The organism is Mucilaginibacter pocheonensis, from assembly GCF_031456535.1.
Taxonomy (GTDB): Bacteria; Bacteroidota; Bacteroidia; order Sphingobacteriales; family Sphingobacteriaceae; genus Mucilaginibacter; species Mucilaginibacter pocheonensis.
Genome location: NZ_JAVDUU010000003.1, coordinates 1,086,902 through 1,100,403 on the forward strand (window position 1 = coordinate 1,086,902; position 13,502 = coordinate 1,100,403).

7 protein-coding genes are annotated in these 13,502 nt (G+C 41.6%); 3 read left to right on the forward strand and 4 right to left on the reverse strand.

Annotated features, from left to right (window positions below; translation table 11 throughout):
• Positions 1-77: 77 nt before the first annotated feature.
• The gene (locus J2W55_RS17930; protein WP_310098730.1) at positions 78-1,487 is read right to left on the reverse strand and encodes a sigma-54-dependent transcriptional regulator; all 1,410 of its coding nucleotides are present in this window, start codon (positions 1,485-1,487) and stop codon (positions 78-80) included.
• A gap of 417 nt (positions 1,488-1,904) precedes the next feature.
• On the opposite strand from J2W55_RS17930, the gene J2W55_RS17935 reads away from it, so the two are divergent.
• Both J2W55_RS17935 and J2W55_RS17940 read left to right on the forward strand, forming a co-directional pair.
• A complete protein-coding gene (locus J2W55_RS17935; RefSeq protein WP_310098732.1) occupies positions 1,905-4,502 on the forward strand; it encodes a sigma-54-dependent Fis family transcriptional regulator in 2,598 nt (865 codons plus the stop codon).
• 219 nt (positions 4,503-4,721) lie between these two features.
• On the forward strand, positions 4,722-5,207 hold the full coding sequence (locus J2W55_RS17940) for a hypothetical protein (RefSeq protein WP_310098734.1): 486 nt from the start codon (positions 4,722-4,724) through the stop codon (positions 5,205-5,207).
• A 240-nt stretch (positions 5,208-5,447) separates the two neighbouring features.
• Here the strand turns inward: J2W55_RS17940 and J2W55_RS17945 are convergent, their stop codons facing one another.
• Positions 5,448-6,323 (reverse strand): helix-turn-helix domain-containing protein, encoded by an 876-nt coding sequence (locus J2W55_RS17945; RefSeq protein WP_310098736.1) that lies wholly within the window; start codon positions 6,321-6,323, stop codon positions 5,448-5,450.
• A 618-nt stretch (positions 6,324-6,941) separates the two neighbouring features.
• Here J2W55_RS17945 and J2W55_RS17950 point away from each other — a divergent pair.
• Positions 6,942-7,097 carry a site-specific integrase gene (locus tag J2W55_RS17950; RefSeq protein ID WP_310098738.1) on the forward strand — a complete coding sequence of 52 codons (156 nt, stop codon included), beginning with the start codon at positions 6,942-6,944 and terminating at the stop codon, positions 7,095-7,097.
• 850 nt (positions 7,098-7,947) lie between these two features.
• On the opposite strand, the gene J2W55_RS17955 is transcribed toward J2W55_RS17950, so the two are convergent.
• Both J2W55_RS17955 and J2W55_RS17960 read right to left on the reverse strand, forming a co-directional pair.
• Positions 7,948-10,836, reverse strand: a complete 2,889-nt coding sequence (locus J2W55_RS17955) for a T9SS type B sorting domain-containing protein (protein ID WP_310098740.1) — start codon at positions 10,834-10,836, stop codon at positions 7,948-7,950.
• A gap of 709 nt (positions 10,837-11,545) precedes the next feature.
• Positions 11,546-13,408, reverse strand: coding sequence for a sialate O-acetylesterase (locus J2W55_RS17960; protein WP_310098742.1), 1,863 nt, complete (start codon positions 13,406-13,408; stop codon positions 11,546-11,548).
• Positions 13,409-13,502 lie beyond the last annotated feature (94 nt).

A 13,502-nucleotide genomic window follows, 5' to 3' on the forward strand; every position in this document is an offset into this window, starting at 1 on the left:
AGCATAATCACCATTAAAATTGGTAAATTCGGGTATCGTTGAGATGTACGGATTTTACCTTATTATAAATTACAGTGTTAATGATGGCTTTTGGAAATTTTGTCGGAAGGTCTCAAACGCACTTTTTCGATATTGAGTTTCTTCAGGCGGGAATTAAGGGTAGGTACTTTGATCCCTAATATTTCGGCAGCTCCCCCAGGTCCGTATACCTTCCAATTGCACTTTTCTAAAACAGCTACAATGTGTTCCCTCTCCACTTCCTCTATCGTTCTCCTATAGTCACTTTCCGCATTTGGTTTGGCTGGGTGTTCCATAAGCGTTCCGAATGTAGATATAATCGGTTCTGTACTCAGTAAGATGCTGCGATGAACCAGGTTTTCCAGCTCACGCACATTTCCCGGCCAATCATAATTCAGGACCTCCTGCATTGCCTGGTCACTTACACGGGAAACATTACTGTTTTCAATTTTACTCAGTTTGGTTATAAAATGGTTTACGAGTAAGGGAAGGTCTTCCTTTCTTTCACGCAAGGGCGGTGAAACCAGCGGGAAAACATTCAGCCGGTAATAAAGATCTGCCCGGAATCTTCCTGCAACCACGTCTTCCTGCAAATTGCGATTTGTAGCCGCGATCACACGTACGTTGACCCTTTTATTCTTCCCCCCGAGCACCTCAATTTCTTTTTCCTGCAAAACTCTCAAGAACTTACTTTGAACATCCAGCGGTAATTCGCCTATTTCGTCCAGGAAGATCGTTCCACCTTCTGCCTGCTCGAAACGGCCGATACGTTTATCGAGTGCACCGGTAAAAGCGCCTTTTTCGTGCCCAAAAAGTTCTGATTCGATCAGGCTTGGAGGCAATGCCGCGCAGTTGACGGAAACCAGGGCCTGTCTGGCGCGGTTGGACATCAAATGAATATTGCGTGCTATCAATTCCTTACCGGTTCCACTTTCGCCAAAAATCAGTACAGAAACCTCGGATGTAGCAATGCGTCTCATATGCTGTTGCAGCGTAAGCATTGGTTTTGAATGCCCAATCATGTCAGAAAAGGCGTGGTTATTGCCTCCTGCGTCTGCAGATGGATTAAGACGTTGCCGGGTTAATGCAAGATTTTCTTTATGTGTATATAAGGCAACTTCAAGCATAATAAGTATATCCTTTTCACGAAAAGGTTTTGCCAGAAATCCATACGGACGAGTAATTTTTGCAGCATCAAGAAATTGCTGCTTCGAATTTCCCGACAGGTAAATGAAAGCAATATTTTTCCGCGACAGCAATTTTGCCAAATCGATCCCACTTAATTTGCCTTTTAGCTGGATGTCGAGGAGGACAAGGTCAGGATTTTCTTTTTCAATTATCTTAACGGCTGATGAAACGGAACGGGCGATGGTACATACACGATAATCAGCCCTCTTCAATAGGACTTCAAGATTATTAGCTTCTAAATATTGATCTTCTACGATCAGAATTTTAGCCTTGTAGTTCATCCAGATAAATTCTTTAATTTTTTATATAGGTCACACTCATTCGGTGCAACCCTATTTTAAACGACATTTTAATCGCCCATCGATTAATTCTTGAGTAATAATAACAAATTTTAAGCATTAATTCAGGGCCTGATTTTATGCGAAAGTACTTTTCAGACCAGCAAAATTATTCGAATCTCCTATTTGTTCAAATATCACTAAATGCCAAGTGATATTTGATGTTATATCATCAAATTAATTAATTTAATATATTATAAGTATCTGATTATTAGTATTTTAATTCAAGGCATGCTGTTTGCAAAATTTATCTCAAAATAGATATAGTTTATTGATAAAAATGATTAAAAATGAGTTGGAAAAGGCTAAAAGTGGTATTAACGCAGTATCCACAGGAAGCGTTTTTCAGAAATATTGGTTATGAAAGAGGTTACGTATGAGAAAAAAGGTATCTACCTAAATTTTGTTTCAGACTTAAGGAAACAGATTGCAGCAGTCAGGGAGCGCAATGACCTTCTTAACCTGCTGGCCACATCAATGCTGCGCCTAAATGAATTTACAAGCGTCAGTATTCATTCGGTCGACCACCACACGAACACATATTTTCCCTTTTTTTTCAATCAAAAGACAAGTGGCAGAAACCTGAGCGAATTTAAGGCATTATCAAACGCAAGGGCGCCGTTGGACGATATCATTGTACGTGATGCAATATTGGCAGACAAAAGCTTTGTAGTTTCTTTGAATGACATTGTTAAGTCCGAATCAATTCCATTCTGGCTCCAGGTTAATTATGATTATGGCCTCCGGGAAGTATTAGTCACACCGCTAAAGATTAAAAATGGAATGGTAGGGATTTGCTATTTCTGGTCAAAAAAAGCAGGGTCATTCGGCGACAGGTTTATCAATGTTATAGATCATCTTTCAACAGAACTTGCGTACGCAGTATCGAACACCATTATTCATGAAATGCTGGATCCGCGGGGATGGATCAACGAACTGCTTTTAACGTTCAGTCATGACCTTTCTGAAGTACGAACGCGTGATGGTTTGAACCGCGTTATTGAGCGCGACCTCAGGAATTTTTTTCATTTTGACGAATTTCTGATCACAGCGATTGTTCCTGAAAATAGCAACGAATGCATTTTCCTGACCAGTCTAACTTCCCACCCGGATTTATTAGACTGGATCCGGTCAAATCTGGCCCGCGAGAGCGTTTGGGGCAAGGCAAAGGATACAAGCAATCCGGTAATCATCAATATTGAGGATTTTGAATTCAATTGTGTTCCTCCATGCCTTGATCCTGCCGATGCAGATAAAGGCGGTGAAATCATGCTGAAAATACTTTCAGAAGGGAATGAGCCGAACTTCGGTCTCATCCTGTTATCATATAGACAAAATGTATTCGATCCGGCCGACAGGCAAATCATTCAGTGCATATCGCGTCATTTATCTACCGCTATTTCAAATATACTGGTTAATGAAAACCTTGAGCGCAAAGAAAAACATAATGCGCTATTGCTTTCTTTCAGCCACGATATTGCAGCAGTCCGTAACAAAGATGATCTGACCATGGCAATTGAGAAAGCTGTGAGCCAATTATCAAACATATCAAGATTCGTCATTCGCGGAATAAATGAAGATGAAAAAACAATGAGCCTTTTTCTCTTCGACCATCACGTAAAAAGGGCCATTGAAGAATTGGGACATCATTTTGTGCTTGACGCTGTCTATCCGATAGCTGACGGTATATCTGATGCTGTTCTGGCCGGCAACGAGACTATCGTTTATAAGCTGCAAGATTGGATAGATAGCGGTAATGCCCCATCATACTTTCACTTTTGGAGGAGCATGAATGTAGAAAAGTGTGTAGCAACGCCCCTGCAGACCGGAACCAGAAAACTGGGGATTTTTTGGGTAGATTCAGATGAACCTGACGTCAAAATGATCAACAGCATGTGTGCTCAGATTTCCATAGCGATGTCAAATATTATTGCAAATGAACAGTTAGTTAAATATAAACAGCAACTGGAGATAGAGAACGAGCATTTACAAGAGCAAATACGCTCAATCTACAACTTCTCCGACATCATCGGAACAAGTACGCCCATGCAGCGGGTTTATCAATTAATGTCATTAGTGACGCATTCAAACGCAACTGTACTTATCCTGGGAGAAACAGGGACAGGTAAAGAACTAATCGCCAGAGGCATTCATGAATCATCGCCGCGTAAAAATAAGTTAATGGTAAAAGTGAATTGCGCTGCACTTCCGGTAACACTTATTGAGTCTGAACTTTTCGGATATGAGCGGGGCGCATTTACAGGCGCATTTGAAAGAAGGATTGGCAAGTTTGAACTCGCTCACAACGGCACACTCTTCTTAGACGAGATAGGCGAACTACCTTTAGAAGTTCAGGTGAAACTACTCCGCGTAATACAAGAACGGGAGTTCGAAAGATTGGGAGGAAAAGTTACTATAAAGGTTAACGTCCGTATCATTGCGGCAACTAATCGCAACCTTTTCGCTGAAGTAGCCGCAGGGAGATTTCGTTCAGATCTTTATTACCGGCTGAATGTTTTTCCGATCCTGATGCCTCCGTTGCGTGAGCGGCGTGAAGACATTCCTTACCTCGCTCATTTTTTTCTGAAAAGATATAATAGAAACCACCTATGTAAAGTCACCGGGATATCGGCAGGCGCGATGAATGAGCTTAAAGCTTACAATTGGCCCGGGAATGTTCGCGAACTTGAACATATGATCGAACGAAGCGTGCTGCTTTCAAACAGCAAAACCCTGACCAAGATATGTCTATCTGATGTTAATGAGCAAAATTATATCGGGCAGACGAATGAAGTTACTAACCTGGCGGGCGTTGAAAAACAGCATATCACCGATGTTTTGCGTCGCTGTGGCGGAAAGATTTCCGGCAAGGGGGGCGCTGCAGAATTATTAAAGCTCCCTGCCTCAACGCTGAACTCAAAAATGAGAAAACTTGGTATCACCAAAAATTCTATATAGAATAATTCAGGCAATCCCGGCCTGCATTAACTTCTGTCCATTATTGTTTGAGACTAAAGGGTTCGACACAGTATTCATCCGACGGAACGGCCGCAGGTTTTTCGGATAATTTTAAAGTCGTATTGGTTAAACATCCAACAAGTACTACCATTCATCCATTGTCCTTCCCTGGTATGACGACTAATTTCGCCCTAATTAATATCACCTAACATATTCTTTATGACATCCGGAAAAACAATTTTTATTGTATCAATCCTATCGTTCAATTTCGCCCTGAAAGGTCATGCACAACATGGAAAAGGCACCCTCGAAAAAATATCTGAAGAAATTGCCCAATCAAACCTATTATACAGTCAGGCGTTTGAGAAACATCAGGCTGCGCTTGTTGTAGAACGGTACAGCGCCGATGCCGCCATTATGGCCCCTAACACCCAAGCTATCACAAGTCGAGAGGGCTTTCTGGTTTTTTTTAATGGCGGCTATGAACATGGAATCCGAAAGATATATTTTCAAACCATCAAAGTATTTGGCTTTTCAGGCGCGTTTGTGAATGAGGAGGGCCTTTACGAGCTAAAGGATGAGAAGGGACAAACTATAGACCGGGGTAAATATATAGTAGTCTGGAAAAAAACGAAATCAGGCTGGAAAATGTACCGGGATATTTTCAATACCGACGTTAAGACTTCAAAATTGGCCACGACTTGAAGGTCTTTTTTTTGATAAAGAATTTTAGGAGCACATCGCAGGAATAGATGGTTTCCATTTAACTGTGCCCAATACCACAGATTTCATAAGTCATGACTTTCACCAGGATAACAATCATGACTTGAATGTAATTAAAAAGGAGGAAATTAGACATTAAAATTGTCTGCTCACCTTTGGAGTCATTACTAAAGGTATTTGAGCTTTTTGAAATCGTGAGCAAATGAGCATGCTGACCTTGCTTCATAACTCAGTGTCTGGCAATTGTTGCTGCTTGCTTAATCGGTATTGCTGTGGAGATAAGCCCTGGGTCTTTGAAAAAATTCTTGAGAAATAAGCCTGATCCAGGTATCCTAATTCATGTGCAATATCTTTTACGGGGTTTAACGTAGAAGACAACAATACTCTTGCTTCATTCATAATCATTTTTTGAATCCAATAGCTTACGGTGAACCCTGTTGACGATTTGATGACCTGATTCAAATAGGGAACAGACAAGCTCAATGCATCTGCGTATTCGCCCGGTTTTCTCATCTTTTTGAAATTGTTTAACAGTAATTCCTTGAACTCGCGGGTTATTTCAGAAAAACGGCTATGTTCACCTTGCAGCACGGAAGTTGCTATTACATATTCTTCTGTGATCATACCCGAAATAACATCGGTCAACCCCTTTCTCACCGCCATTTTACAAAGTTTATAATTAGGGTCCAATAGCTCTTCGGCAAGAAAAGACATGCATTGCGTAAACCGTTCTGCCTTTTTTTTCGATATAGATACCGCTTGATTTCTATAGTAATGTTCATTAAGTTTTAAGCGAAGGACTTCTTGTAATAAGGAAGCGTTCACTGCCAATACCCAGGTATCTGTTTTCGAATCGACATGATAGCGTAACTGTCCCGGTAAAATAAAAAACACGGATCGGTCTTTCATTTCGATCAGTTTATCATCAACCATCAGGCTGAGATATCCCATCTTTTGAAATAAGAAAACATAGTCTGAATCACGGTGTGGTAAATTTACCGGATCAGCAGCTTCAACATTTGTAAAATGACTGATATCTATTTCGGGCATTAACATGTCTTCTAACACATTGCCTGGATTAAAACTTCTAACTTTCATGACTTGATATCTTTTTCGCGTTATTCCTACGGTGACGGTAGGAGGCCATCAAAATTCCTTTAGTATTGCTATCAATAATGTAGACTGCAAATATCACACAAGTACTTTCCAGACAGCAGTTGTTTACGATCTAATGCTTTTCGGTGATCTCAAATCCCACCGGCTTTGTTAAGGACCGTATCCTGCACACAGGAGATAAACCCGTTGTTCAAGACCGGTATTTTTGAGTTGGGAAAAAACTCTTGTTGAAATTGCCAACGTCGGTATAGATAAAAATGCTGATTTCATGATGATTATTTGAATGTGGTTATGGTGCGTAGCCAGATGATGGTAGTTAAAGTTCACGCACTTACTACAGTCAAATATTCAAATGTAATGCCATGTGTTAATTGGTTGAATAACAGTTAATTGTAAGATTATCTATCTTTAAATCCTGCGAAATTCCGTTGATATGATCTTGAAATTATTGATATGTAACCAATTATGTTGAGGAATAAGTGTAAAATTGGCGTAAGACTTCCATTACTTCCGAATGCGCTGGCTATTCTTGATAAATACAACAATCATCCCAAATGCTTAACCACGGGCACTCTCCTACCCATCTTAACTAATCAGAAAATGAATTCTTACTTAAAAGAGATTGCTGATGTGACTGGTATATATAAAAAGTTGACTTTCCATACCGCCAGACATACTTTTGCCACTACTATCACGCTTACCAACGCCGTGCCAATGGAAACAGTGTCGCCGGCGAAATTTTGTATTTGCTTTTAACATATGAGCTAAATGGGCAACACTTTCAAAACCTGCGTCAGAAATATTGATGCCTACACTAAGTCGTTTGAAATTGAAAATGATTTTAAAATCAAAAAAAATTTTTATCTTAGACTTAACAATTAGAGTAACTTGCTAATGCGTTATACGTAGAGTAAGGAACACTTGAGAAATGCAACATATTGACTATCAGCACATAAAAACAAGGTTCAAAAACCCTGTTTGGAGTTGAGGGAATAGAACAAAAGGAACTGCGTCATTCGTAGAGTCTTTTCAAAAAAAGACACTAAAAACCACGTTTCCAGTGCGTAGAGGCACATAGTTCTGAACCCTAGCTCTCCGCATCAAGTGAACAAAGTTTTTGTAAAACGCCTCAAATCATAGGATTTGGGGCGTTTCTTGTTTACAGGCAATCCATCCAAACCCAAAGCTTCTCAATCTGATCGATACCTCTTGCGAAGACCTGTTTCAGGCTCCTAATTTTAGGACTCGCTAAACCGCTAAATGTTTTATTATTAACATTTAATTGTTAAAGCGATGATCAGAACGGTTTGTATAAACTTTTCTTTGAAAAAGCAAAGCCCTGAGCAACGGTACTGCAGACAGATGAGCCATGCGTATAAGTTTTCGCGTTACATTTTATTTTTTTAAGTTCATCGCTCAGGGTCGGACCGGAAAATCATTGCGGCTTATTTTTGAAATCACTATCAAATACCAGCTAAAAGATCATGCCAACCAAACCAAGTCCACCGCCAGGTCTTATTATCAGAGAAGGCAGTACAAAGACAACCTATATCGCGGCAGCTGCTGTCCCCCCAAATAAATAAATAAATCAGATTTTATTTGTTGCTCAATAAATAATAGTCACCGAACCGCTATGTATCTGTTTGGAACCTAAGCTATTGATCAGGTAATAATAAACTCCGGGAGCCAGCCTTTTACTTTTGTAGCTGCCATTCCAGGGTACAGGATAACCAACGGATTGAAAGACCATTGAGCCATACCGGTTATAGATACTGACCTTGTCGGTCTCATTAAGCCCGCTGATTACCCAATTATCATTAACGCCATCTCCATTCGGGGTAAAGGTATTAGGTATATGGATATCATCGCAGTGGCTGGTAATATGGATCGTTTGCGTGGCGCTGCAACCATTATGGTCAGTCACCCGCAGATTAACAGCGCCCAAGGTACCCGTGATGAATTCAGCTGTGCCAGGTCGCCCGTTCCATTCATAGCTTACAAAGCCCGGAGGCGCTGTCAGCGTAATGGTTTCATTGTTGTAGGGGCACATGCTGGCATCACGGACCGATAAGGAAGGTTTGGGTAAAAAGCTCACCATCATGCTTTTCGATGCCATACAGCCCCCCGGCGTACTCACTGTCGCCGTATAGGTTCCCGAGTGTGTCACATTGATCACGTCGGACGTTTCGCCGGTTTGCCATTTAACCGTACCGTTGGAATAACTAACTTTCAGGCTGACCGTTTCTCCATCACATAAACTGGTATTGACGACCTGTTGGATGCTCACATCGGGCACAGTGTCAAAGTTTAAGGCATAAGACGCCGAAAGTGTACTACAGGCTGTCGCATTGCTGCTGATGCCCAACCTATAATTACCGGGCTGGCTCGCTGCTATGTTGTTTTTGTTCTGTTCCTGGGCTAATAAACTTCCATCCCGGAACCAATTCAGGGTATAACTGCCGTCATTAATAAAATCAGTGGATAAATGGGCGATCTCTCCCGCGCAATAGCCAGGTTTATCTGCCTTGATCAGCGGCGGCCTCAGCTGGATAAAATCAATATTCAGTTCATCAGAAGCTACCCAGTTATTGGAGCAGCCCCGGACTTCCACTTTGTACTTCCCGGGTTGGCTGACCTTAAGGCTGGCCGTTGTCTGACCGTTTAAAACCCCGTCCGTATACCAACGGTACGCATAAGGGGCCCAGTTGATGATATCTGAAGCATCGATAGGCACCTTGCTGCTGATCAACGCCTGTTCACCGGCACAATAAGCTGCCTTATCCTGCTGAAGTAGCGGCTTGGGAACGGGCACAAAATTCACCTGCACTTCCTTGGAAGACACCCAACTGTTAGTACAGGCGCTTACCTCCACTTTATACCTGCCGCTTTCGCTGATGTCAAGCGCGGGGCCGGTATTGCCGTTCAGCACACCATCCTTATACCAGCGGTAGGTATAACCGGCCTTATCATCCGTTTTAAGGTTCGCTACGGAGCCCTCGCAGTACTTCAGCTGATCAGAGTAGTTAAAGGCGAATACCGGGGCGGCTATTTGCATCACTTTCATGTGGTTGCTCTCCAGGTGCAAGGGTGAGCAGGGGTCATATAATACAACATAATAATCTCCGGGCGCATGGATAGTCAGCTTGCTGCTGCTTTCATTGGGTATTTCCTGCCCATTCCTGTACCATTGCATGGCGTTGCCGGAATAAGCAGTGTTCTGAACGATCGCGTTAACCGTCGTATTGGCACATATTTCCAGCTCACTTTTATTGAAAGCCTCGTTTTCAAACTGTATACTGCTGAGCCGCTGAGCCGGATCGATATATGGCCCGTAATCCGGTTTGAGTAAATAGAGCCCATTGACTGCCGCTACCCACACGCCATCCTCACAGATCGGGCTAGTATAAGACGTAGCATTTACGCAAATGTCATTGATCTTAACATTACCCAGCAGATTATAATGAAACAGCGAATAATGAAAGAGATCATAATGAGCATAGCCTGAATTACTGTAGTAAAAGCCCAGGTCTGTACCGATCAGCATGTTTTCTTTGATCAGTCCATTGTTCTGCGAGGTGCCAAAAGATCGTAATCCGTAGATCGAAGCAATCTTGTTGACATTAATACCCGGCAAATATTCATTATGTCCTCTGTCGGAGTAGTTAGAATAAGCCCTGCTGTTTTGAAAGAACCCATTTTCAGTGCCCCAGAACTGGTTCATTAAGGAACCGGAAAGCTGCCCATAGTCCATCAAATCAATGACATTGCCAAACGTGGTATAAGCCGTATTGATCTGGTTCCCATAAACACTATTATTACCGTACCATAAAAAACCACCCCATACGGTCAGGTTCGTCAATTCGACCACGGCATATTGCTGCACGACATCCGGATAGCTTCCAAACTCAAGGTTACTGAAAAGTTCCGAACGATAAGTCGCGTCAAAGATTCGCGAGGGCGAATGTGAGGGGAACGGCATCATCAGCTCCTGCGCATAATCATAATTACAACGGCCATTGTCTGTACCGATCAGTAAAATATGGTCTGCCTGCGGATGACCGCCCGCTCCGTTCGTATTATCTCCGAAATAACTCCCGGTGTAGTCTATCCCTATAGAATGAAGCTTACCCGGTACACCTTTCGCCGCTCCAATGGTTTTGATAATACCGTTCTTCAGCTCCAGGATATCGCTTGAATTAGTGGCTACGAATACCGTATTCCCGTCTGCACCGGCGATATCAATAAATTGCAGGTTATGGTACTCATTAAAATAAGTACTGTAATTATCGACAGCTCTGGTGATGCTGTTGATCCGGTAAACCTCCTGATTCTGCGCCAGGATCCATAAGTACGGATCCTTAAAATCACGCTTTACCTTCAGGATATTTTTGCCGGGCAGGAACGTCCCGTTCAAATGAAAATCCACGTCCTGCCCGCGGGCAGCATAGGCACAAACAAGAATCAGGGATAACAGCAACAAACGAAAAAAACGCATGATAAGGTTTTACATGCAAAGTTAAATAAATAAGACAACGAAATTTCCTGGCCGGGTTTATTTAAATTCTATTTTTACGCTGTTCAAATCCATATCCATCGTGCTTTTATTTTTCGCAGGCTCAGCCAGCACGCAGACGGATTCCGTCTTGGCTATCAAAGCAAAGCCGCCGGTCAGATCAGCGAACCTCTTGCAGAGGATAAGTTAAAAGTAAGCCTTTGTAAACCTTTTCCGTTATCATTAACAAAGAAATAATTCTTGTTTTCGTTTATCAGTTTGAGTAACTTGAATCGATTTGAGAGGGTACTACGAGAGACCACTTTTATAAAAACCATCGTATTGAGGCGAGAGTATAGAATTTGATGAAATTACAAATCCTTAGCTCTCTGCTTAAAATATAAAGCCCTGTAATCAAGCATTTACAGAGCTTTTTTTATGAGCGTAAATCTCCCGAACCTAACTTTTAAAAATGAAAAACCCCTTAATTTCAATAATTAAGGGGTTTTTCATTTTTGAATACCGTAAAAACACAAAAATAGTAAACCATTCGTAGCGTCATTGAATCTGCAATGTATTTGATCTTTTTATTTTCCTGGTTCCGCTTGTAATGGATTTTGCATTTTATTAGGTCTTATGCATTTTTACTATAATGCTATTGATTGCTTTTACTGTTTTCCTCATCCCGTTATTTTGGGGTTTGTAAACCAAATCACTTTTGGGTAATTCCTTTCCATCCATCTGTTCTAAATGGCACGGCTGGCAGCCCTTCTTTGTTAACAAGGTTACAAACGGGGTTGTCGGCCCATGCGTAACGTACGGCTATCGGTACATTTACTTTATCCGAACTAACTATTACTTTATCACCTTTGATCCTGGCCGATGCCCAATAAAATTTTTTATCATCTCCGGCAATTGAAAATCCTTTTAGGGAAGCTGAATTGCGGATAGCAAGTCCCAAACCGGTCTCGGTAAAGCTTATGATTATATCTTTGCCCTTGACAACGAAGTTTTTATACATTGGTCCCGAGGCATTAACATTTTTCCCATAAGCTTTTTTTTCCGCTGTCAGCGCCAGCCTGCGTCCTACCTCCTGCTTATTCGTTGGATGAATACTGTTTGCATCGCCGATATCTATAATGCAAGCCATACCTGTATTGGGTTGTGACAATGTTAGTGTTTGCGCTTCTCTCAGTTCAGCCCATTCGCTTTCAGAAGGAAGCGGATCTTCTTTTTTGAAGTTTGCCAACTGAACATATAAAAAAGGAAGATTACCATGATGCCAGTGTATTCGCCAGTCGTTGATCAGCATAGGAAATAATTCCCTATAAAGGTAAGCCTCCGTATCATTTGCCTCTCCCTGGTACCAGATAAACCCTTTGACCCCAAAAGGAATTAACGGATTAATCATGGCATTAAACAGCATCGCAGGATAATTTTGATAATTGTGGATTTTAGGAATGGCCGGTTCAACATTTGTTTTATACAACCATTTTCCTGCTAAAGAAATCTTAGTGTTTTCATCACCAATATAAATATTTTCGGCTGGAGGGTTCAATCCGCCACCGCCCCACAACATAGCCATTCTGATAGCAACGGTATTTTCTCCGTTCTTAACCAGGCCGGCAGGAATGGTATAAGATTGTTTTGGATTGCTATTCCAAATTGTTTTGCATATTTCGACACCATTAAAATAAAGGGAGTAATTCATTTCAGGGTGACCAATATTCAACACCAAATTTTTCCCTGCAAAGGATCGCGGTAACACAATTCTTTTACGCAACCACATCATCCCTTCATATTTTCCAATTCCAAAATCTTTAATCACACGGGGCATCTCAACCGCCGGCCAACCAGAATCGTCATAATCCGGTAAGGGAACAGTTTTATCAGCATTACCCTGGGGATGATAAACGATGTCCCAAAACCGTATCATATTCAAGCTATCCTTTGCAAAATCATTTCTAACCAGCGTATCGTTGGCAAGTATTTTTGCCTTGGTAGCAGGCGATGAAAGCTGCATTTCCCGGCTTGTCCACGATTCTATCGGTGTTCCACCCCAGGTACTTTGAATGATACCGATTGGTACGTTTTGTTCTTTATGTATTTTACGGGCAAAATAATAGGCCACGGCAGAGAACTGCTTTACATTATTTGTGTCGCATAGTTTCCACTTACCCGCTAAAAAATCAGATTGAGGAGTAAGTTTAATATCATGTTCTACCATAAGAAAGCGGATTTGGGGAAAATCTGCTTTGGCAATTTCATTCGGAGCATCCCGCGCCTGCTGTACCTGCCATTCCATATTGGATTGACCCGAAGCCAGCCATACATCTCCGATAAGAATTCCCGTTAATTTGATTGCGGAGTAGGGCTTTCCTGACTCAGAAATTTTGAGATCATAAGGGCCACCTGCGCCAAACTTCGAAAAATACAATATCCATTTGCCGTCTTTATCGGTTTTTGCATTTGTACTTACCTTACCAAGCGTTGCAACAATCAAAGAACCCGGAGTTGCGTTACCCCAAACAGGTATATTTATACTTCTTTGCAAAACCATATTATCGCCAAACACTTTTGGCAAAGTTACCTGGGCATAACCGGATGTTTGAAAAAAGTGGAATAGTGTGAAAAACACCAATAATGTCCATTTGTTTATTTTCATTGCT

Excerpts from the sequence above, each read along its gene's own strand:
- J2W55_RS17935 (WP_310098732.1), top strand. The coding sequence starts at position 1,905 with ATGAAAGAGGTTACGTATGAGAAAAAAGGTATCTACCTAAATTTTGTT.
- J2W55_RS17955 (WP_310098740.1), bottom strand. The coding sequence starts at position 10,836 with ATGCGTTTTTTTCGTTTGTTGCTGTTATCCCTGATTCTTGTTTGTGCC.
- J2W55_RS17950 (WP_310098738.1), top strand. The coding sequence starts at position 6,942 with ATGAATTCTTACTTAAAAGAGATTGCTGATGTGACTGGTATATATAAA.
- J2W55_RS17930 (WP_310098730.1), bottom strand. The coding sequence starts at position 1,487 with ATGAACTACAAGGCTAAAATTCTGATCGTAGAAGATCAATATTTAGAA.
- J2W55_RS17940 (WP_310098734.1), top strand. The coding sequence starts at position 4,722 with ATGACATCCGGAAAAACAATTTTTATTGTATCAATCCTATCGTTCAAT.
- J2W55_RS17945 (WP_310098736.1), bottom strand. The coding sequence starts at position 6,323 with ATGAAAGTTAGAAGTTTTAATCCAGGCAATGTGTTAGAAGACATGTTA.